This window comes from Acinetobacter sp. YH01009, assembly GCF_013420765.1.
GTDB classification, from domain to species: domain Bacteria; phylum Pseudomonadota; class Gammaproteobacteria; order Pseudomonadales; family Moraxellaceae; genus Acinetobacter; species Acinetobacter amyesii.
Window position 1 is genome coordinate 173,342 of sequence record NZ_VOYE01000001.1, and the last position, 22,324, is coordinate 195,665.

The 22,324-nt window shown below is 41.2% G+C and carries 15 protein-coding genes and 8 tRNA genes; 16 read left to right on the forward strand and 7 right to left on the reverse strand.

Translation table 11 applies throughout. The features are described from left to right. Positions 1–104 precede the first annotated feature (104 nt). Both FTT76_RS00820 and FTT76_RS00825 read left to right on the forward strand, forming a co-directional pair. Positions 105–4,619: an Hpt domain-containing protein gene (locus tag FTT76_RS00820; protein WP_180007530.1), complete on the forward strand. Its 4,515-nt coding sequence runs from the start codon at positions 105–107 to the stop codon at positions 4,617–4,619. A gap of 3 nt (positions 4,620–4,622) precedes the next feature. Next, positions 4,623–5,090 (forward strand): hypothetical protein, encoded by a 468-nt coding sequence (locus FTT76_RS00825; protein WP_180004987.1) that lies wholly within the window; start codon positions 4,623–4,625, stop codon positions 5,088–5,090. Between the two features lie 66 nt (positions 5,091–5,156). Here the strand turns inward: FTT76_RS00825 and dapE are convergent, their stop codons facing one another. The 3 genes from dapE to FTT76_RS00840 all read right to left on the reverse strand — a co-directional run bounded on the left by dapE (position 5,157) and on the right by FTT76_RS00840 (position 7,588). Then, positions 5,157–6,290 carry a succinyl-diaminopimelate desuccinylase gene (gene dapE, locus FTT76_RS00830; protein ID WP_180007531.1) on the reverse strand — a complete coding sequence of 378 codons (1,134 nt, stop codon included), beginning with the start codon at positions 6,288–6,290 and terminating at the stop codon, positions 5,157–5,159. A 121-nt stretch (positions 6,291–6,411) separates the two neighbouring features. Continuing rightward, positions 6,412–6,561 carry an entericidin A/B family lipoprotein gene (locus tag FTT76_RS00835; RefSeq protein WP_078191053.1) on the reverse strand — a complete coding sequence of 50 codons (150 nt, stop codon included), beginning with the start codon at positions 6,559–6,561 and terminating at the stop codon, positions 6,412–6,414. Positions 6,562–6,724: 163 nt separating this feature from the next. Then, positions 6,725–7,588, reverse strand: coding sequence for a DUF1853 family protein (locus tag FTT76_RS00840; protein WP_180007532.1), 864 nt, complete (start codon positions 7,586–7,588; stop codon positions 6,725–6,727). A gap of 88 nt (positions 7,589–7,676) precedes the next feature. On the opposite strand from FTT76_RS00840, the gene FTT76_RS00845 reads away from it, so the two are divergent. The 11 genes from FTT76_RS00845 (at position 7,677) to FTT76_RS00895 (ending at position 10,514) form a co-directional block, all read left to right on the forward strand. Continuing rightward, positions 7,677–8,111: a YbaN family protein gene (locus FTT76_RS00845; protein ID WP_168379293.1), complete on the forward strand. Its 435-nt coding sequence runs from the start codon at positions 7,677–7,679 to the stop codon at positions 8,109–8,111. Next, on the forward strand, positions 8,104–8,598 hold the full coding sequence (gene elsL, locus FTT76_RS00850) for a cell wall-recycling L,D-carboxypeptidase ElsL (RefSeq protein ID WP_180007533.1): 495 nt from the start codon (positions 8,104–8,106) through the stop codon (positions 8,596–8,598). Before FTT76_RS00845 ends, elsL begins: the two co-directional genes overlap by 8 nt. Before the next feature lie 462 nt (positions 8,599–9,060). Beyond that, positions 9,061–9,136, forward strand: a tRNA-Val gene (locus tag FTT76_RS00855). A gap of 29 nt (positions 9,137–9,165) precedes the next feature. After that, positions 9,166–9,242: transfer RNA gene (locus tag FTT76_RS00860), tRNA-Asp, on the forward strand. A 47-nt stretch (positions 9,243–9,289) separates the two neighbouring features. Next, a tRNA-Asp gene (locus FTT76_RS00865) sits at positions 9,290–9,366 on the forward strand. Between the two features lie 21 nt (positions 9,367–9,387). Then, positions 9,388–9,463: transfer RNA gene (locus FTT76_RS00870), tRNA-Val, on the forward strand. Positions 9,464–9,476: 13 nt separating this feature from the next. Then, positions 9,477–9,553 (forward strand) — tRNA-Asp (locus FTT76_RS00875). 31 nt (positions 9,554–9,584) lie between these two features. Beyond that, a tRNA-Val gene (locus tag FTT76_RS00880) sits at positions 9,585–9,660 on the forward strand. 44 nt (positions 9,661–9,704) lie between these two features. Further along, positions 9,705–9,781, forward strand: a tRNA-Asp gene (locus tag FTT76_RS00885). Between the two features lie 98 nt (positions 9,782–9,879). After that, positions 9,880–9,955 (forward strand) — tRNA-Val (locus tag FTT76_RS00890). 97 nt (positions 9,956–10,052) lie between these two features. Next, positions 10,053–10,514: a DUF2750 domain-containing protein gene (locus FTT76_RS00895; protein ID WP_180007534.1), complete on the forward strand. Its 462-nt coding sequence runs from the start codon at positions 10,053–10,055 to the stop codon at positions 10,512–10,514. A 54-nt stretch (positions 10,515–10,568) separates the two neighbouring features. Here FTT76_RS00895 and FTT76_RS00900 read toward each other — a convergent pair whose 3' ends face one another. The 4 genes from FTT76_RS00900 to yccS form a co-directional block, all read right to left on the reverse strand. Then, positions 10,569–11,339 (reverse strand): YdcF family protein, encoded by a 771-nt coding sequence (locus FTT76_RS00900; RefSeq protein ID WP_180007535.1) that lies wholly within the window; start codon positions 11,337–11,339, stop codon positions 10,569–10,571. A gap of 104 nt (positions 11,340–11,443) precedes the next feature. Then, complete coding sequence (locus tag FTT76_RS00905; RefSeq protein WP_180007536.1) at positions 11,444–14,146, reverse strand: sulfite reductase flavoprotein subunit alpha; 2,703 nt, start codon at positions 14,144–14,146, stop codon at positions 11,444–11,446. A gap of 189 nt (positions 14,147–14,335) precedes the next feature. After that, a complete protein-coding gene (locus tag FTT76_RS00910; protein WP_078191438.1) occupies positions 14,336–14,896 on the reverse strand; it encodes a YcxB family protein in 561 nt (186 codons plus the stop codon). A gap of 85 nt (positions 14,897–14,981) precedes the next feature. Next, on the reverse strand, positions 14,982–17,150 hold the full coding sequence (gene yccS / locus FTT76_RS00915; protein WP_180004996.1) for a YccS family putative transporter: 2,169 nt from the start codon (positions 17,148–17,150) through the stop codon (positions 14,982–14,984). Positions 17,151–17,285: 135 nt separating this feature from the next. Here yccS and FTT76_RS00920 point away from each other — a divergent pair, with 135 nt between their 5' ends. The 3 genes from FTT76_RS00920 (at position 17,286) to gltS (ending at position 22,288) form a co-directional block, all read left to right on the forward strand. Beyond that, the gene (locus FTT76_RS00920) at positions 17,286–18,488 is read left to right on the forward strand and encodes a multidrug effflux MFS transporter (protein WP_180007537.1); all 1,203 of its coding nucleotides are present in this window, start codon (positions 17,286–17,288) and stop codon (positions 18,486–18,488) included. A gap of 644 nt (positions 18,489–19,132) precedes the next feature. Next, positions 19,133–20,413 (forward strand): DcaP family trimeric outer membrane transporter, encoded by a 1,281-nt coding sequence (locus FTT76_RS00925; RefSeq protein ID WP_180007538.1) that lies wholly within the window; start codon positions 19,133–19,135, stop codon positions 20,411–20,413. A gap of 633 nt (positions 20,414–21,046) precedes the next feature. After that, positions 21,047–22,288 (forward strand): sodium/glutamate symporter, encoded by a 1,242-nt coding sequence (gene gltS / locus FTT76_RS00930; protein ID WP_168379287.1) that lies wholly within the window; start codon positions 21,047–21,049, stop codon positions 22,286–22,288. The last annotated feature ends 36 nt before the right edge of the window (positions 22,289–22,324 follow it).

Sequence of the window (22,324 nt, forward strand, 5' to 3'; positions counted from 1 at the left end):
AACACATCGATAAGGTGAACTTAACGTCACAGTTAAGTCTTAGGTGATGGTTACAATTAAGTTTGAGCAACCTTCTTGGTGGCAAAACATAAGAAGCCTTAGCTATGAAAGAAATATTAAAAAATTTAGTTGAAACAACTACGCTTCCTGAAGATAGTTATCTTGATCAAGATGCAGAAATTTTAGAGATTTTTGTTGAAGAAATAGAAGAAATCTTTGAAGAACTAGCGGGTTTATTTACAACTTGGTTGGAAAATCCACAAGATAAAGACACTTTAACGACGATTCGTCGTCATTTCCATACCCTGAAAGGTTCAGGTCGTATGGTCGGGGCAAAATCGGCGGGTGAATCTGCATGGGCAGTTGAAGATACGCTGAACCGTGTTATTGCGGGTTCAGTACAGTTAACGCCGACCGTTCAAAAGTTTGCACAAACAGTTTTAAATGTTTATCAATATAAGCTCTATCCACGGTTTAAAAATGTTGCCGAATTGGATGTTGACTTACGTCCATTGGTTTTAATGGGGCAACAATTACAACAAAATATTAGCCTTGAGCCTGCACTCGAAGAATTATTAAAACTGGCAGATCAATTAAAATCTGAAGATGCTGTCACTGGTTTAGAGCTGACTGAAGTTGAAACTACAGAACATGTGGAAGTAGTTGAAAGCACGATCGATGCAGTGGCCGAATCAGAAACAAATCTTGAGCAAGTGGATGCAGATGCATCACTGGTCGAAGAGACTGTGAGCATTTTTATTGAAGAAGCTGAAGAACATCTACAAACGATTGATCAGTTCCTCCAATCTGATGATAGTAAATCACAAGACTATAATGGCTTGATTCGCGCGCTACACACCTTACGTGGTAGTTCGTCGATGGCACAAATCGAAGAGATTTTTGAAGCCAGTTCAAAAGTTGAAAATTTATTCAAAACCTTATTGCAAGACGAAATCGTATCGAGCTCGAAAGAAACTGCTTTATTGATTCAATATGCTGAATTTGTTCGTGATTATTTACACGTGCTCCGTTCAGGGGATAAGGCAAATCTTGCGTCTATTTATGAAACCTTCAAAGCCGCTTGGGATGATTATGGTTTTGCAAGCCAAGATCAATTGGCGCCTGAAGATAATCCGCAAGGTTTGGTTTCTAAACTAATCGAATTAAATATTGATCAGTTATTAGATGCTGAATTTGAGTTTGATAAACGTGCTCTAGCTGAATTCCCAGACTATATTCAACAGCTCAGTCAACAAGCTTTAGAGTTGATTGAACATACGGATAATCGTGCGTCTGTTGGTATCCATGATTTCACGACTCAAATGCGTGCAGCGTATCAGTCTTTAATTGAAAAGCCTGAATTGCTCCATGCTGATTATGGATATGAATTATTTGCGCAAGCACATCAAGAGTTCATTCACTTATTTGACACTTTAGCTGCGGGTCAGCGTGTAGTGTTAAGTGAAGAGGTTCAGCGTTTCTTAAATGAGCTGACTGCATTTGTTCAACAAGACATTGAAGCAGTTGCAGCGACGACTACACCAGAAGCTCATGTAGTTGCTGAACCTGTTGCCACAGTAGAAGATAAAGCCGCTGTTGCAAATACAACAGCAGTAGACTTTGCACAATTAAGTCAGCGTATTCAACTTGATCATCAACAGATGCAAGCGGCTGATGCGAATAATGACTTTGATGAAGATCTTTTAGGGATCTTTATTGAAGAGGCAGAAGAATTATTGGTGGGGATTGACCAAGACCTCAGTACTTGGACACGTGATCAGACCAATACTTCAGCTTTGAATAATTTAATGCGCTATTTGCATACCCTAAAAGGTGGTGCAAATATGATTGCCGCGTCTCATGTGGGTTTAATTTCGCATGAATTAGAGTCGATTTATGAGCGCATTATTCGTCAGCAAATTTCGATTACGCCTGCGTTAATTCAAATTATTCGTTTAGTGCAGGATGATATTTCAGATCGTATTCAAACCATTCGTGACCAAGGGATCGACTACCCAGCGAATAATGTGATCGATATTCTCAAGAATATTCAGTCAATTGTGGCAGGAGAGCGTTCAGAAGCTGTTGCATTGGCTTCGGCCCCTATTTCTGCTGAAACTGAACAAACAGCAGTAGAACCAGATGTATCGGTGTCAGAGCCGATGGATGTTGCTGAAGACACTGCAGAAGCAGTGGTTGAAGCTCAAACGACTGCTCACACTGAGTCTGCTGTTGAACATCTTGAACATGCGGTTGCTGAACATGTTGAGCATCCAGATGACGATCTACGTTCTGTCATGGAAGAAACCTTCCTTGAAGAGTCTGAGGAAATTCTTGAACAAGCCGTTCAATTATTAAATCAATGGACTGAACAACGTAGTGACCGTAACGTATTGCTTCAATTACAACGTGCTGCCCACAGTATTAAGGGTGGTGCGCGTATGGTTGAAAATGAACCTGTTGCCGCAATTGCGTATCAACTTGAGACGACGTTTGAGCATTTCGCGGTTCATCATTTCAACTCAAATGCATATGACGGCTTACTCAAAACGACGTTGGCATGGTTAAAAGAAGCGATCTTCAACCACGACTATAGTAATTTTGACAGCATCAAATTGAGCCTAGAATCCATTCAGTATGTGGATGTTACGGTTCAATTGCCAAACCGTGTTGCAGAATTAGAACAAGGTATTGTCAGTAAAGGCTTTGAATTTATTCAAGGTGATGGTGTTGAACCTCCATCTATGTTGGGTGAATGGTCTGAAGCCAATTCGTCTGATAACAGCAATGAGATGATTCGTATCTCGGCTGATCTCGTCGAGAAGATGATTGACTTATCAGGCGAAAACTCGATTAACCGTTCACGTATTGAGATGGACTTAGGTCAGCTAGGCAATACCTTGAATGAAATGGAGTTAGCAATTAAGCGACTTGCTGACCAGTTACGTCGAATGGATGGTGAGCTTGAGTCACAAATTATTGCCAAACATGGTTCTGAAAATTCACGCTATGCGGATTTCGACCCATTGGAGATGGACCAATATTCATCGATTAACCAATTGTCAAAATCTCTAGCCGAATCTGCGTCGGATTTGGTTGACTTCAAGAGTACTTTGGCAGAAAAAATCCGTGATGCGGAAGGTTTGCTATTACAACAATCACGTATTCAGTCAGAAATTCAAGAAAGTCTGATGCGTACCCGTTTGGTGCCATTTGATCGTTTGTTACCACGTTTACAACGTATTGTGCGTCAAACCTCTTCGACCTTGAACCGTCCTGCAGAATTGATTGTTCAAAATACAGAAGGTGAATTGGACCGTACGATCTTAGAGCGTTTGGTGACACCATTTGAACATATGCTGCGTAATGCGGTCGACCATGGTTTAGAAGATACTGCTGACCGTTTGGCTTTAAAAAAGCCAGAAGTAGGTAGCATCGTCTTGAACATTAGTCGTCAGGGTACTGATGTACTGGTGTCTTTCAGTGATGATGGTAAAGGGATTGATGAAACCAAAATTAAAGACAAAGCCTTAAAACTTGGTTTAATCAAAGCGGATCAGTTCCTCGATAAACAAGAAATCTTGCAATTGATCTTCCATCCAGGTTTCTCAACGGCACAATCGGTAACGCAAATTTCGGGTCGTGGTGTTGGTCTGGATGTGGTGCAAAGTGAAATTAAAGCCTTGGGTGGTCATGTTTCCGTTGAGTCTGAGTTAGGTAAAGGGACGACCTTTACGATTCGTGTACCAACGACGGTAGCGGTCAGCGATGCCTTGATGGTGAAAGCGGGCGATCAGCAATATGCGATTTCATTAGCGCAAATTGAACGTATTGTCCGTATTGCACCTACGGCACTCGAAACTTACTTCAATAGTAAGGATGACGTGTTTAAAATTGACAACACCAATTACAAACTACGTTATCTATCAGAGTTTGTGGGTAATCAGCCAATTCCACGTTTAAATAATGTTGGCCATTCATTGCCTGTATTGCTAATAAAAGGCAACAGTGGTCAAACCATTGCTTTATTGGTAGATCAGCTGGTGGGTTCACGTTCTCAAATCGTGGTGAAACCAATTGGTCAACAATTTACCAGTGTGGCCGCGATTGCAGGTGCCACGATTCTAGGTGATGGTCATGTATGTTTGATTTTGGATGGGCAAAATATTGCACGTCAAATTCAAACTACGCAGCGTGTTAAACATTCAGCTGAACAGCGTGATTTGGGCCGTCAATCCAATGCACGTCGTTTAGTGATGATTGTCGATGACTCGGTGACAGTACGTAAGGTGACTTCACGCTTACTTGAACGTCAAGGTTATGACATCGTGACCGCGAAAGATGGTGTAGATGCAATTGAGCAGCTTGAAAATGTCCGTCCAGACTTGATGCTACTCGATATTGAAATGCCACGTATGGATGGTTTCGAAGTGACAAACTTAGTCCGTCACCATGACATTCACCGTGACTTGCCAATCATTATGATTACATCGCGTACTGGTGAAAAACATCGTGAGCGTGCATTTAGCTTAGGTGTGACTCACTATATGGGTAAACCATTCCAAGAAGCTGAATTGCTTGCCAATATTGAAGCTTTAATTGCAGAAAAGCAGGGGTAATCTATGAGCCAAAATACTGTTTCTCAGGTTGTCAGCGATAAAATTGATCAGCAGGAACTGCAACATCTCATTACGGTTTCTACCGGTTTTATCGATGCTTATATCATTGATTGTCATGGTAAAGAGCCAATGTTGTTACCACAAAATATTGTTCTTTCAGCGCTCGATAGTGCAACCAATGTTCCTTTTGTTGAATGGCATGAATTGAAATTGCCTGTTTTCTCAGTCAATGATCCTGCAAAAAATCAGGGTGTGGCTTTGGTCATTGAAGGGGATGATGTTGGACAGCGTTTTGCACTGATGTGTAATGAGATGCCGAAAACCATTCGTTTGCGTATTTCTGAAGTGGTTGATGAAGAAAAAGCCGTGAAAGACGCCAATATTTTCCAATATGTACGCATGGCCGATCAGGTATTTCATATTCCAAATTTAGCCAATATTCAAAACAGCATTGGGCTTCAAGCGGCTTAATATTTGCAAAAACGAGATATAAAAAAGGAACTCAATGGAGTTCCTTTTTTATATTGCAGAGAATACTTAAGCCAACAGGTTTTCTAAAATCTTTTCGTAAATTTCAGAAAGTGGCTCCAACTCTTCCACATTGACGTGTTCATTGATTTGGTGAATCGTGGCATTCAAAACACCCAATTCAAGCACCTGTGCACCTGTAGGCGCAATGAATCGACCATCAGAAGTACCACCACTGGTCGAAAGTTCAGTTTCTGTCCCAGTAACATCTCGAATGGCATCACGTGCGGCATTCACTAACTCACCGACAGGGGTGAGGAATGGAAGACCAGATAACGTCCAAGAGATGTCATATTCAACACCATGACGATCTAAAATTTCCAAGGTACGTGCTTTGAGTTCATCTGCCGTTACTTCTGTTGAATAACGGAAATTAAACAGTAAATTCATCGTGCCCGGAACAACGTTGGTTGCACCTGTGCCGGCATTAATATTGGAAATTTGGAACGACGTTGCAGGGAAGTATTCGTTACCATTGTCCCACACGGTATCGCAAAGCTCAGCCAATGCTTTTGAAGCTGTATGGATTGGGTTGATTGCTAGATGTGGGTAAGCAACGTGACCTTGTTTACCTTTAACTGTTAAATTGGCATTTAGCGAACCACGACGACCATTTTTAACAATATCGCCAAGTGTGTTGGTGCTTGAAGGTTCACCCACCAAACACCAAGTCATTTTTTCATTACGCGCTTCTAAAGTTTCAACAACTTTGACTGTCCCATTGATCGAAGGACCTTCTTCGTCAGAGGTAATGAGAAATGCAATAGAACCTTTATGGTTTGGATGTTTCGCAACAAAACGTTCGGAAGCAACAACCATAGCTGCCAACGCGGTTTTCATATCTGCGCTGCCACGACCATATAGTTTTCCGTCGCGAATTTCAGGAAGAAATGGGTCAGAACCCCATGCATCCAAGTTACCCGTAGGTACTACATCCGTATGACCTGCAAAGCAAAATACTGGTGCTTCAGTCCCTTTACGTGCCCAAAGATTATCTACATCATCAAAACGCATATTTTCAATGTTAAAGCCAATTTTGGCTAAACGATCCGCCATAATGTTCTGGCAGGTATGGTCAATCGGTGTCACCGACGGTTGGCGAAGTAGTTCTAGGCTGAGATCAAGAGTTGCTGTTGAGGTCATGCTAAATACAGAAGTCAAAAATGTCGCAATATAATAGGCGAATCAACAAGCGAAGGGAAATTTAGACGTAAAAAACCCTATTAAAAAAATAGGGCTCTTTTATAAATTCTTGGGAAAGAAATTAATTGCGGCGAATTTCTTCCGAAGTTTTCTCAGCAGTATTGGTTACAGCATCTCCAGCTTTAGATACGTCTTTACCAACACCTTTTACTGTATTACAACCTGTCAGTACGAAAGCAACCATAAGTGATGCAGCTAAAATTTTTTTCATTGAATGTAATCTCCATTATGAAAGAATAATTTTTAGAAGACTAAATTATTCTGTTGTGAGATTTAGATTAAAAAATAGCCGTATCAAACAGTAGGTGGTTTTTACGGTGGTTGAGTAAATTAATGTAATTTCTACTAAACTACAAATTTCGCCTTCCGTTATTTTAAGTGATTTGCGGTAAAACCAAGCGTGGTTGTCTATACATATAATAGCTTTCATCACTGCTTTTTTTATACAGGCCATCTGTCCACCAATGAGCGGTTGCACTCGTCGGTTGCTGCTGCACGCAGATCCATTCATGTCGTTGTAGGCGATAATAGCCTTGACTCCTAGATGGAATGACATGTCCCCATTGACCTATTCTACGCGCAGGATTGACCCAGTTTGGCAATGTGTTGGTACTCTGAATAGGTAAATATAATTGACCCTTTAAAACGCAATAGCGTTGTTGAATCTGCTGCCCAAGTGCTTCATCAAATTGGAATTGTTTTTGGGTAAAATGATTAAGCTTTCGAGCCAAAGTATCACTACGATTTAAGCCATACCAATAAGGTAATTGAAAATCGCGCTCGGCTAGATAATATTTTAAAGCCACTTCCCAATGTTCAACTTCACCACTTTCGGTATTTTTTAAAACAAAATCGAGTTCACCTACTGTACGAGGGCCGTCAATTTTTTGAATGCTATGTCCGAGTAACTGGTAGGGATGGTATGGGTGATCGAGAAGCCAAAACCACATAAACATTTCGAAACGTAAACCAAGACGAGTACTTTTTAATTTTTGTAAAAATTCTACTAATGCACTTGGGTGTTGTTCGAGTTGTTTTAAACGGGGTAGGTAGGCTTCAAAATGTTTTTGCCAAAGCTCGCTTGGATGAAAATGAAAGGGATAGCGGATTTCGAGTTCATAGGGAATTTGCTGCAGAATATTTGGGCTGGCAATACAGAAAGCCAATTGGCGAACTAAGGGCTGTTTAAATTGCAACCATGGCTCAAAATAAGACGACGTTGTCGGGGTTACAGCCATATTGAAACCTTTCGAATAATGCAGAATAACAACGGATAATTGTTAAAAACATCTTATACTACCTGAATTGAAAGTTCAGGGTAGCGGTATGAAGACGTTGTTTTGGCGAAGCTTAGTGGTTGTCTTTGTCATTTTAGGCTTTATAGGGGCTTTATTGCCGGGAATGCCCACGACAGTCTTCTTAATATTAGCAGCATGGGCAGCTTCAAAAGGCTGGCCACAAATGGATGCTTGGTTATTGAATCATCCTAAATACGGCCCAACCCTACGCGCTTGGCGCGAAAATGGCACCGTCCCCCGCAAAGCAAAATGGTTTGCATCGATCATGATGTTTGTGAGTGGTCTGATTATGCTTTTTACTTCTGCACCGATTGCCGTCAAGATTTTCACGGACTTAACCATGTTGATCGTTGGTATTTGGTTATGGACACGACCTGAGCCAAATCAGATACGGACTATTGAAACATCGCCGCAGACACAACCAGTAGATAAAGATAAGCAGAAAGAGCAAGAGCATGTCTGAATATACCCAAGATCAAGCCGATATCCTGATTAACTTGAAAGATCAAACTTTAACTTTGCCGAAGCTCAATAAGTTTTATCTAATTTCATCGGGTAAAAATGGCATTGGTGAACAAGAAAATAGTGGTAAGACTCCACGTGGTTGGCATCAAATTGCGGAAAAGTTTGGTGGACAACAACCTCAAAATGCAGTTTTTAAAGCACGTCAGTGGACAGGTGAGGTTTACGACGAGCAACTTGCCGCATTACATCCTGAGCGGGATTGGATTTTATCTCGAATATTGTGGCTCAGTGGTTTGGAACCCGGCTTTAATGTGGGTGAGGGCTGTGATACTTATCAGCGTTATATTTATATTCATGGCACACCAGATACTGAACCAATGGGTATACCTATGTCACATGGTTGTATTCGCATGCGAAACAGCGATGTTGTAGAACTTTATCAATTGATTCCATTAAATGCGCTGGTTTACATCACTGAACATTGAACACGTCGTTAAAAGCACAAGCCATGAAAACCGAAGTTCATGGCATCAAAACAAAGATTTGAAAAATTAAAGTGAGTTTGAAAGGCGTTTTTTTGTCAGGACTTTTGTCAGGACTAATGCTCGCAAACTAACAGAAAATCGTGTTTGAATGTATTTTGTGCACTGCGGTGTTTTAGAATGCAGTGTGTGTGGTGAATTAATCGTCGGTTCGCTGAATGATTAGTTATGAGTCCACGCGAAAAACTGTTTTTTATGTGAATGATGCAGAATATAAGTCCTATTTTTAGTAATAAATTTACAGGTTTATAGCTAAAAAATGTTCAAAAATACTGATTTTTCCGCAATATAACTTATTTTTTAATCACTCAAACAGAAAAAGTGGAAAAGAGTTAGAAAAGCGTTTGACAGACCGTGAGGATTCTCTATAATGCACCTCATCAAACGATGAACATGTTTTGAAAAGGGCGCTTAGCTCAGTTGGTAGAGCGTCTGCCTTACAAGCAGAATGTCGGCGGTTCGATCCCGTCAGCGCCCACCAAACCTTTTCAGCGTTAAGATATTTAGAGTGCAGCGGTAGTTCAGTTGGTTAGAATACCGGCCTGTCACGCCGGGGGTCGCGGGTTCGAGTCCCGTCCGCTGCGCCACTTTAAATCTTAATTCGTTTGAACCACAATAGCGACATTGTGTAAGTGCAGCGGTAGTTCAGTTGGTTAGAATACCGGCCTGTCACGCCGGGGGTCGCGGGTTCGAGTCCCGTCCGCTGCGCCATTTACATGATAGATCTTTTGAGGGCGCTTAGCTCAGTTGGTAGAGCGTCTGCCTTACAAGCAGAATGTCGGCGGTTCGATCCCGTCAGCGCCCACCATATTTTTTGCGATGCAGCGGTAGTTCAGTTGGTTAGAATACCGGCCTGTCACGCCGGGGGTCGCGGGTTCGAGTCCCGTCCGCTGCGCCATTTCAAAGAATATAATTTTTGTACCCTTTAAGGGCGCTTAGCTCAGTTGGTAGAGCGTCTGCCTTACAAGCAGAATGTCGGCGGTTCGATCCCGTCAGCGCCCACCATATCTTTTAAGATATAGGTTGTGTTTCGAAAGAAACTACGTGATGCAGCGGTAGTTCAGTTGGTTAGAATACCGGCCTGTCACGCCGGGGGTCGCGGGTTCGAGTCCCGTCCGCTGCGCCATTTATCTTAAAAATCTCTGTTCAAGAGAATGCCTTTAGAAAAATCTTCGATTTTTCTCTTGCGCTCAGACAAAGATTCGCTTTGTTACTCTTCGCTCAGGGCGCTTAGCTCAGTTGGTAGAGCGTCTGCCTTACAAGCAGAATGTCGGCGGTTCGATCCCGTCAGCGCCCACCATATTCTTCTATAGAAACTTCTTTATCCAAAAGCTTGCCTAAATTTTCTGATTTACATAGAATCCGCTCTATAATAATTTTAATATTGTATGTGATCTATGAGAAATCCATATCAGCGCAAGGCAGCGTCTAAAACTCAAACCACAAATTACAATCCTCAAGAAACCTATAAACAATTTATTGAAAATATGGTCGCTCAAGGTGGCGTGATTGCGTTATATCAAGATGGTTGGGCACTTTGTGCGACACCTACAGGTCAACGTTCCTTCGCTATTTGGCAAAACCGTGGTTTGGCACGTTTATTAATTAAAGACAATTGGTCCAATTATGAAATTCAGGAAATTTCATTAAAAGACTTTATCGAAAAAGTCATTCCGTTTTTACGCAGCGAGAGCACTACGGTATCTTTAGATTTGACCCCAGAAGGGCAAAATATTTTGGTTGCGCCTGAAAAGATGCTGTTAGATATTAAAAATTATTTATATCAAGTTTATCAACAGCGGCCAGAAGTCTTTGAAAACCTTAAAATTCCTTTGCCACGTAGTATTCGTTTAAATTAATGGTTTATTTACAGTATAAAAAAGCCCTTGTTCATTGGTCGAACAAGAGCTTTTTTAATATTCATTGAGTACAAAACCACTCAAAAAGGCAAAATATTCACGTAACCAAGAGTTGTAGCGGATGTACAGCGGTGTAGGTGCTGCAATGGTATACACTTGTGTATAGCCTAACTTTCGTGCAATTGCTTTTGCACGTGGGAGATGAAAGTCACTACTGGCAATGGCTATAGGTGCATCAGGCGAAATTTGATGTTGTTTTAAAATCAATTTACTGTTGATCAGGTTGAGTTCTGTACTGGTACTTTTACTTTCTTCATATAGACGTGCGGCTGAAATGTCATAGTATTGAAGTAAATAGCGCTTCATGACAGAAGATTCGGTCATTTTTTCATTAAAGCCTAACCCACCCGTCATGATCAAAATAGTATTGGGCTGTTGCAATGCATACGGCGCTGCGGCATCGAGACGTGCCTTTAAGGTCGGAGAGGGTTGACCATTTTCAATACCACTACCCAAAACGATGATGGCTTGGACGGAAGTAAATGGCTTGGATTGCTGGCTATTGAAGTGTAAATACGCAAAAAACAGTAAAAGGCTCAATAGCCAAAGCCAAAACAACCACCATGTAGCACGCCAGAGCCTTTTGAGTTTAGGGTATTGATCTAAAATATTGTGAATTTGAGTTGCAAATAGTCCAAATAAAAGAAAAATACACCCAATGACTAAGGGCAAAAGGATGCCTAAATGAATTTTATCTAATGTAAGTAACCAAATGGCATCTACGCAGAGCAGCAAGCCTACACAAAGCAGTAGTATTCTTTTCATGCAAAAAATTAAAGCAGTATTCGTATTTGGCCTAAGTATAGCGTGAAAAAAACCAGACACGAGGTCTGGTTTTTAGTTGGGACTATTTATGAGTAAACATCTTATTAATAAACATCACGGCGGTAGCGCCCAGCTTGACGCAGTTCAGCAACAACGTCTTCACCTAATATATCAATCAGTGCGTGGTCAACGTCCGTTGCCATACCGTTGATACTACCGCAAACGTAGATCACGGCACCTTGTTCTACCCATGATTTTAATAAGGTCGCATGGTCACGTAGCTCATGATGCACATAGCGTTTCTCCGCTTGATCACGAGAGAAGGTGAGGTCTATGCGTTGAACTAAGCCCGTGTTTTGCCATGCTTCAATGACGTCTTGATAAAAGAAATCATGTGCGTGTTGGCGCTCACCAAAAATCAGCCAGTTTTGCGTATAGTCTTGACGAACTCGTGTATGTAACAGGCTGAGTAAACCAGCAATACCTGTACCGTTACCAATACAAATCACAGGACGATTATCTGCAATCAGATGGAATGATTCATTGGTGCGAATACGCAGTTGTAGTGTGCTGTTGATCGCTGCATGTTGTGTTAACCAACCAGAGCCTAAACCAAGCTCACCATCCGCATTGGACTGCTGACGTACCACTAAGCGTAATACTTGCTGACTTGGAATACTGGCAATGGAGTATTCGCGAGTTGGAAGCGGTGGAAGCTGTTCGAGCAAATAATCAAGATTGGCAAATGGTTCAACATCCGTATTTAGGTTGCGATCCAATAATGCATCTTCAATGCGTTGCTGAGTAGAATCAACCACTTGCTGACTTTGAATTTGGTACTTTTGCATGAAGTTTGCAATACGTTCAGCACTATTACCCGGCTGAATCTCTGCAATATCACCCGCTTGCCAATTGGCTTCATGTTGCGGTTTTAACTCAATATTAAATGCAGGGGCACCTAAACTGTTCGGGTTGAGTAGATCACGTTTGGTCAATGTCCATGCATCAAAAGTTTTTTCAATTTGCATGTGCTGAAGTTCAAGTTTAGTCGCTTTGGCTAAAGCGCTATTCCATGCTTGAATGGCTTGGGTGTCGCCATTATTGACTTCAATTGTGTCAAACAGGGGCTTCGCAGCATTACTTTGCATCCAGCGATGAATCGCATGACCAAAGCTACAGAACGTATCCGGATATTCTTCAGAGCCTAAAGCTAAAACGGCAAACTGAACATGACTCAAATCGAGGCGTTGTGTCATCAGTTTACGTTCAAAGCTTGAAGCGAGATCAGGCGCTTCTCCAGTGCCATAGGTACTTGCAACAAATAAAATCTGAGCGGCTTGCGTTAAGTCATCAGCAGAAAGTTGCTGAACAGCTTTCACTGTGACGGGCTGACGAGCCTCTTGTAAGCTTGTTGCTGTACGCCATGCCAATTGTTCAGACTGACCTGTTTGTGATGCATAGCAAATTAACCAAGGCTGTGCATTTGGGTCGATGGTAACTGGTGCTAAGCTTTGACGGGCTTGCTGTGTCAGTTTTTTCTGTTTACGACGTTTGAGATAGAGCATCCATCCTGTGACAAAGAACAGCGGCATCATGAGGGATGCAATAACCACAAAGAACTGATAAATCGGTCCGAAGAAACTACCGCGATGTACAGGCAACATGCTGGTCATGATTTTTTCATTTAGCTTTTTATCTTCGTATAACTCGATATCGGTAAGAGCATCCGTTTTGTAGTTATAAGTCGCTTTGTTGCGCGCACGCTCATGTTGAGGGACGGCATCCACAAAGTTAATTTCTAATTCACCATTGGCTTTTTTCGGAATATTAAAAGTGACACTTGAGTATTCACGACCAATATTTTGATTAAAGCCATTCCAACTTTGCGTAAGGGCAATATTCACTTGTTCTGGTTTTAGACCACGTTTTTCTCCGCGACCTTCAGCACCATGTTTATTTTCTTGAGCGCCGTGTTCAGAGGGACTCGACGTTGCAGGATTTCTTTCAGAACGTGCTTGGTGTTCGCCATGAGTTTGTTTTGCCTCAGTGGCTTGTTTTTCACCACCTTGCTTTGCACCCGCTTGTTCAGCAGGTTGTCCATTCGGTTTTGGACGTTCTTGTAACTGGGGCTGTGGACGTTCAACGCCCATGACTTTAAACATGCCATTACGCCACCAATCATAAGACCAGTACAGACCTGTACATGCCAAAATGAGATAAAAAACAATCACCCATGTGCCGACGACTGCATGTAAATCCCATAGGAAATTACGTCCTTTGAGTTTCGGTTTTACTGCAAGCCATTGTTTTACAGAATGTCTTTTTGGCCAACGCAGATACAAACCACTCAATACAAAATAAATCAGCATCAGTGTACATGCGCCGGTAATTTGTTTACCTACAGGGCCAACAGTTAAATTACGGTGTAGTTGCTGTACAAACTGGAAGAATTTTTGACCTTTGATTTCAGGTAAAACTTCGGCTGTATAGGGGTTAACCATCATGTTATAGCCACGACGAGCACCTTCCTTGACAATATTCACGGTACTTGAGGCGGTAGCATCTGAGGCAATAGAGATGCTGTTAATTTTCATGTCAGGATCAGACTGACTAAAGTGCTCATAAAGCTCAGCAGGGGTTAGTTTAGGCTGCTGTTGAACCTGAACTACATAACTGTCCTGATTGATTGCTTTAAGTATTTGCTGTTCATAGGAATAAATGGCACCTGTAACCCCCATGAGCGAGAGTATTAAGCCGGCACTAATCCCCAAGAACCAGTGAATCTGGAAAAGGGTTTTCTTAAACATGATGGATTTAATATTGATAAAAGGTTGCTGAATTGCGACGAATTATAAACGATGATGTAGTAGAGAATGTGGAAAAAGTAAGTAATATTCATTCTCATTATTGTAATTATCAATGATCATTCGAAAATTAAACAGATAAAAAAACCTCCAAAAAGTGGAGGTTTTTTTATACATAAATGTCTGTTTGGCTTAAATTGCTTTAGCTGGGCCTACAGTTTCATTTAAGTGCTTACGAATGGTCGAAAATGGAAACTTCTTGCTATCCATACGTTTAGGCAAGATGTATGCACCGTCTTGACCCTTCACTTTAAAGTTTAAAAGGATGAAGTCTTTAGTGTCATACCATTCATGAATGTCTTTCCAACCGACAGTCATCGTCCCCATGTTTGCGCCCATACGTTGCTGCATAGAGATCCCGTGCGGCTGAACACCCATACGAATGCCTTTAATTTCTTGTACAGGGACTTCGTTCAGTTTGCGTTTCGCATACCACTCGATACCGAATTTACGCACAAGGAAGTAAATCACAACACAGACAATAGCTACCCAGCAAAATACTGTTGAATAGTTCTTAATAAAGATGAGGCCCAAGAGTGCCAGTGCAAGAATTGCACCCATAATTAGCCATGCTTTTTTGCCAATTTTGAAGTTACTGCGAGACAGAACAAGTTGAGCATAACGTTGTTCTTCTTCAGAAATTTCATAAGCCACTGGCTCTAGCGTGTAGGCATATAAATTTTTTGCGGTCATAGTGAAAGTAACAGATTTAAAACTGTAAAAAGTTTAGCATTATTTATACCAATTCAGTGAGTATATTGTTCCAAAATCATCCAAATTATAGCGAAGCCAGTTCAGTCGATGCCTGATCATGCTCATGACTTAGATTTTGTTTCAATTGGCTAAATTGGTTCAACACGTTAAACATCAAAGAAAGCTGCTGTAGCACGATCAAGGATTTTTGATCTTCCTCACTGTTTTGTGACAAACGCTGACGGATTTCTTGCAACATATTTTGCGCCGTTAAGTCCGGTACTTCGTCTCGCAGTAATGCACCTTGAATGTCATCCGTGGCTTTATCCAGTAAATTTAAGACCTGTTGATCTTGAATTTTTTCACGATGCGCACCTAAGGCTGCGATATAACTAATAAAGGTATGATTGAGACACAAAAACTCAAAGGCTAAAGCTTTTTGAGTCGGATCGGTATCGGGTTCGGTGGCTAAGGTGGAAATCAGTGATGCTACTTCTGCATCGGTATTATGTGCTGCACGACGGACCACACGATAATTCAAGCCGTTATTACGACCAGATTTGTATTGTTCAACCACTTCGGCCAAATAATCACACTGCGCTTGAATCGAACGGCTGATGGTTCGAGGCAGGCGACGGAACTTCCAGTCTGGGAAAATGAAACTCACACCAAACCATGCCAAGGCACAACCAATCAGTGTATCAATCATACGCGGCATAGCTGCGGCAAAACCCATGCCATCTAAGTTAAAGTTGATCAGCGCCAAAATGGTAATAAATGCAGTGGCTTGTGCATATTGCTTACTGCGTAATTCAAAAAACAGCACGCCACTTAAAATGAGTAGCAGTAACTGACCTTCGACAGAAGGAACAAAATATAAAATCGCATAACCTAAAATAATTCCGACCAAGGTTCCAATGATACGTAAATAGAGGCGGCGCTTGGTGGCGTTAAAGTTCGGCTGGCTGACAAACAGGGCAGTCAATAAAATCCAATAGCCATAACTGATATTGGTGACTTGGACAAAAATATAACCAATAAATAACACGGTCGACAAACGCACAGCATGACGGAACAGCACCGACTCAGGACTCAAATGTTGTTTGAATCGAATGACGATGTCATCCCAACCTTTTAAATCATCATCTTTTAAACGATTTTCAATCAGGGCTTGTCGGTCAATATAACGCTCGGTTTCGACATTACGTAATTGCGCATCGATGCCTTTTAGGTTTTGGTATAAAGCAAATAAAGAGTTGATCCAGACCTCATCGTATTTTTGCTCTTCACGCAGCTTTTCGAGTGACAGTTTTAGATTATGAAATGCATGCTTAAAACGTTGATTATGATGATAGGGTTTTCGCTGTAAGATGCTGATACTTAAATCTTTACAGGCTTTGCCTTGAATCGAAAGCACACGTTGAAAGCGAAATAAAATATCACTATGTTCAAAAATACGGGTCAATTTTTGATAATCAATATGCGCGGAATCGGCACGTTCATGAATGTCTTGCGCGACAAAATAATATTGTAGGCTACGACGTGTATCTTTTTGTCCACGGTCGCCTTTTAAACGCGTTAATAAGGCCGTTTTCATATCGTTGAAAATGCCAATCAATTTGCCATTTTCGAGCGACAGCTCGATCAAACTTTGCTGATAACTTTCCGGCGTCATATCGACATCGAACAAGTTAGATTTTGCAAATAAGAAGTCACCAAGGGACGAATAGCTTTGCGCCAATTTGTCCTGAACTTGACGCACTGGAAATAGTAGAAAGCTCAAAGTCGAAAGCAGTCCGTACCACATCGCACCGATGACCAATAAACCTGCTTGTGTATACCAATTTTCAAAAAGTTCGACCCCAAGCATGGAATACACGGAGATCACCAAACAGCCATAAGAAATGGTGGCATAGCGACGACCCAATGAACCCAAAAGAATCCAACCGATACAAGACACAATCAGGCCCAATGCAAATAAGATCGGATGCGGGAACAACAGATAAATGGATACCGCAGTAACAAAGAACCCGATATAGGTATAAATTTGATTGAGCACACGGACTGAAAAGCGGTCGTCGATATCACTTAGACCTGCGGCAACCACACCCAAGGTGAGGGGAATGGTCATCAATTGCTGATCTAAAAAATATGGGACAAAGGCTGTTCCTGCGAAGGCAATGACCATGCGCAAGTTATACATAAAGGTCGTGTTATAGGTTGCTTGTTTCAGTCGTGCGAGCCAGGCGTTCAAAATTTTTCCTTTGCTAAAGCGATGGGGCAGTAAGCAATGTGTATCGTGTGAATTTTCACATTGAAGCCAAGAAATAATACTATGTGCAGTGTAAACTTGTCTGCAAAACTTGCTTGCGATAAATGAATTATTCTTATGAAAAGCGCCGAATCACAAAAGGAATTTTCTCAACGCTGGATTGTCTTATTGGCGTTGCTCACTGCTTTGGGGCCACTTTCAATCGATATGTATTTGCCGGCTTTACCTCAAATGGCCGATGATTTTGGTGTCACAACGCAACAAGTGGCCAATAGTCTTCCAGCGTATTTCTTGGGTTTGGCGATTGGACAGTTAATTTACGGGCCGGTCAGCGACCGCATTGGGCGTAAAACACCGCTATATTTCGGTTTGGTTTTATATATTTGTGCCAGTTTTCTGTGTGTCTTTGCCAAAAGTGAATGGAGCTTGATCGCGGCTCGCGTTTTGCAAGCCTTGGGTGGCTGTGTTGGTGTGGTGATTGCCCGTGCAGCAATTCGTGATCGCTTAAGTATGCAAGCTTCTGCTCAAGCCTTTGCCAGTATGATGATCGTGACAACAATTGCACCGATCATTGCACCTACTTTAGGCGCATGGGTATTGCAGGTGTTTGAATGGCAATACATATTTGCGGTATTGGTACTTGTCGGTATTTTTTGTCTTTTCTGCGTACATTTTTTCTTTCAAGAAACCCTGCCTGTTGAGCGACGCTTAAAATTAAGTTTGAAACAAGTCTTAGGTTTATATGGTGCGATTTTACAGGACGAAACTTTCCGTAAACCGATGCTCACAGGCTGTTTTTCTGGCGCAATTTTATTTTGTTATATCAGTGGCTCATCTGCCATTTTGATGGATGGTTATGGTCTGAGCCAACAGCAATTTGCTTATGTATTTGGGGCGAATGCTTTAGGGATTATGGTGTTTTCAACCCTCAATAAGAAACTTGCAAATCGACTGGATGTTCGCCATAGTTTGCAATTGGGTAATGCACTCCAATTGTGTGGTGTGCTGATCTTATTGGCGGCAGGATTATTTAATCTTTCCTCTATCATTGTTGTAATGTTGGGCATGTTCTTATGTGTTGCTTCAATCGGCTTCACTGGTCCAAATGCGATGGCATTGGCGATGTCTGAACAAGGCTCACGAGCTGGCACAGCCAGTGCAATCATGGGAAGTATGCAATTTGCCTGTGGTCTATTGGCCGGAGTGTTTTTGAACTTTTTAGTATGGTCAGCGCTAATCAATATGGCTCTGATTATGCTGCTATTTGTGGTTGTTGCAATGTTCACCATGCGTAGTTTAAAAGCTTCAGCCATGGGTTGAACTAAATGCAGGTGATGACGTTTAGCAGGTCTGACTTAAACGTCGGTCATCAACGTACGTGTATTATTGATCAAATATCCGCGTCACTCATTATAAATGTTCATCATTCATAACTTTCAATGAGGGCGCTATTTATCGCACCTTGAGCTCAATTGCTGTTTGCTCGAAACATATATCTAAGTAATCATGCATTTGAAAATAAAAAGAGAAACTGTAGATCGCTGTTGTCCTACCTTTATGAAATAGAGCAACTGATAAATAAGTATTATTTGCATTAAACACAGTGCTTTATGCTGGATCAATACATTGTGAATGTCTCTATCGGTAATGTGTCGGATTTTATCGTTTTTATGACATACCTATAGAGTATGGATTTTTACCTTTAAGGTATGAGTGTTGAGCTTTTTTGCCATCTGAATCGGCTAAGTCTGAATTTTAACTAAATATTTCAGTCTATTTTCAGTGATGGATTCAGCGTTTTTGCTTTTTGCTTTCAAGTATTTCGTTATTAAGGGCTGCAAGTTGGGACTTTAATGCGACTAAAGCACGGATATGCAGCTTGAAATTTGTCCGCTCAAATAGGCGAATAACAAAGCGCCCAGAGTTAGGGCATACAACAATGACAGGACAATAGAGAGCTTAGGATGAAAACTCAAACTGTATTCCACCCAATGAAAACCCTTGTTGTTGCCATGAGTTTGGCTACGGTCTCAATGGCTCATGCAGGCAGCAATACTTCTGAAATTGAACAATTACGTGCAGAAGTTGCAGAACTGAAAAGTTTGATTAAAGCGCAGCAGCAAGTTCAACAACAGCAACAAACAGAGATTCAGCAAGTTAAAGCGCGTCCTGTTGCACCACCACCGCCACCAGCTACTCCAGCTGCAAGCTTGAAATCTAAAACAGGTGCAGATGTAAGTCTTTATGGTTTTGTTCGTGGTGATGCAAACTACATCATTGAAGGTGCGGATAACGACTTCAACAACGTACATACGTCTAAAGAAGAAGCACGAGATAAACTTCGCGCAACTGCAAAAACCACACGTTTTGGTTTAGATTTTACAGCACCTGTCGGTGGTGATAATAAAGTGGGCGGTAAAATTGAAGTCGACTTTGCAGATGCAAGTGGTTCAAATGATGGACTTCGCTTACGTCACGGTTACTTAACCTTTAACAACTGGTTATTTGGTCAAACGACATCTAACTTCTTGTCTAGCCATGCACCAGAAATGATTGATTTCAATACAAACTTGGGTGGTGGTACTACACGTATTCCTCAAGTTCGTTATAACTACAAATTAGCTCCAGATACTCAACTATTTGTTTCTGCGGAAGAAGGGGATAGTAAAGGGACTGTTGCTGCAGATCCGACATATCGCCTTCCAAACTTAACTGCCAAAGTGACTCAAGGTTTTGCTGCAGGTAAAGGTACCGCTTCAGCTCGTGCATTGGTTGAAAACTACAAATCTAAAGCTGCGGATGATACAGAAACAGCTTGGGGTGTAGCAGCGGGTGCATCTTATGCAGTGACTGATCAATTGAAATTGAATGGTGATGTCTCGTATACAGAAGGCAACAGCAACTATTTATATGGTTCTAACTCGGCTTACTCTGTTGTAGATGGAAACATCGAGCAAAACAAATTCACTGCTGTACAAGTGGGTGCAACTTATAAGTTTAATGAAAAACTACGTTCGACTTTAGCTTACGGCGCGCTATTTGCGGATGATGGCAGCGCGTATGCGAAAGATGCATTGAATTCAAATGCGAACGAAGAAGCACAGCAAGCTTGGATTAACTTTATTTACGCACCTGTAAAACCAGTTGAACTTGGCTTGGAATATGTGAACGGTAAACGCAAAAACTTTGCTGGTGAATCTTATAACGATGACCGCGTTGGCTTAATGGCTAAATATAGCTTCTAAGCTCAAATCATCGATCAGAATCGATCAAAAAAGCCTGACTTAGTTCAGGCTTTTTTTGTTTAAACAGAGGATGTATTAACACAAATGAACTCACAGCACTAAACAGATAGATTCATTAAATCGCCTGAGTCATGATGTCGTACTGGTTAAAGCAGGCGTTGAACCACGTACAGTGTATAGATCACGCTTAAATCTTTAATATTTTATATAGATAAAAAATACGAATGCATTTAAATAAAAACAATTGGATATAACTTTAAATTATAGAAAAATTAACTTTTTGTAATAAAAAGTACTGAAATTTTATTGTTCAGGCTGCATAATGTGCGACTTTTCAGAAATAGTGCGAAACAGTACAGACATACACAATGTTCTGTCATTAAATTTGCTTCATTTGAGGCTGTTTCTCAATTTAAAACTTTTAGCGATTTGTTAGTCATTTTGAGTTGATTTTTAAAGCTCAGACTTACTTATTTGAATCAGATGATGAATATTTTTCAAACTCTTTAGCTTGAGTCGTTTAATTGCATTATTGATTTGAAATTACAAAATGTAGTTGTATTTCAGACCATAAAGGCAGCTAATGCTGATAGAAGAGCTTTAAAAATATTCAAATAATTTTGGACAAATTATATGGAATTTAGTTTTAACGCGTTTTATACCTTAATCGCAGCGGTAATTGTGCTTTTGTTGGGACGGTTTCTAGTTAATCGTATTGGCTTTTTAGGCCGATATAACATTCCAGAGCCTGTTGCCGGTGGTTTAGTTGCCGCGATTATTTCTTTGGTGGTACACAGTCTTTGGGGCTATAGCATTACAACGAGTAGTGAATTACAAACGAGTTTCATGCTGATTTTCTTCGCTTCTATTGGCTTAAGTGCAAACTTTGCCAAATTAAAAGAGGGCGGAATCGGCTTGGTCATCTTTATCGTCGCTGTTGCTTCATTCATCATGGTGCAGAACCTCGTAGGTATCAGTCTTGCGACGGTGCTAGGTATTGACCCTCTTATTGGTTTGATTGCAGGTTCTATTACCCTTACCGGTGGTCATGGTACTGCAGGCGCATGGGGTGAAATTTTAGAAGTTCAACATGGCATTCAAGGTGCATTAGCCTTAGGTATGGCAAGTGCGACATTTGGTTTGATTATTGGCGGTATTATCGGTGGTCCACTGGCTAAGCTATTAATTAACCGCTATCAACTTGCAACGCCTCGTACTCATGAACAAATTGAAAAAAGTGATAACACTCCTCTAGCAGATATTAATTCAACAGAATATGTGCCGTTTGAATATCCGCATCGAGTTCGTCTTATTACAGCAGATAATGCGATTACCACATTAGGTTTATTTGCAGGGTGTTTAGCATTTGCGGACTTCATGACCGATTTTAGTAAAGGTACTGTATTTGAATTACCGACATTTGTTTGGGCATTGGCTGGTGGTGTAATTTTGCGAAATGTACTGGAGGGTATTTTCCGTGTACAAATTTTTGACCGCGCTATCGATGTATTTGGTAATGCATCTCTATCTTTGTATTTGGCGATGGCATTGTTGTCATTAAAGTTATGGCAATTGTCCGATCTCGCTGGCCCACTTGTAGTCATTTTGGGTGCACAAACGCTGACGATGGCTTTGTATGCTGCTTTTGTGACTTTCCGTGTCATGGGTAAAAACTACGATGCTGCTGTTTTATCAGCAGGTCACTGTGGTTTTGGTATGGGTGCAACCCCGACGGCTGTGGCAAATATGCAAGCGATTACAAATATGTATGGCCCTTCACATAAGGCATTCTTAATTGTGCCGCTATGTGGTGCATTCTTTGTTGACTTAATTAATGCGACGGTTATTCAATTAATTCTCAAATTTTTCGCTTAATTCTACAAAGGCTCTAATTTAGAGCCTTTGTTTTTG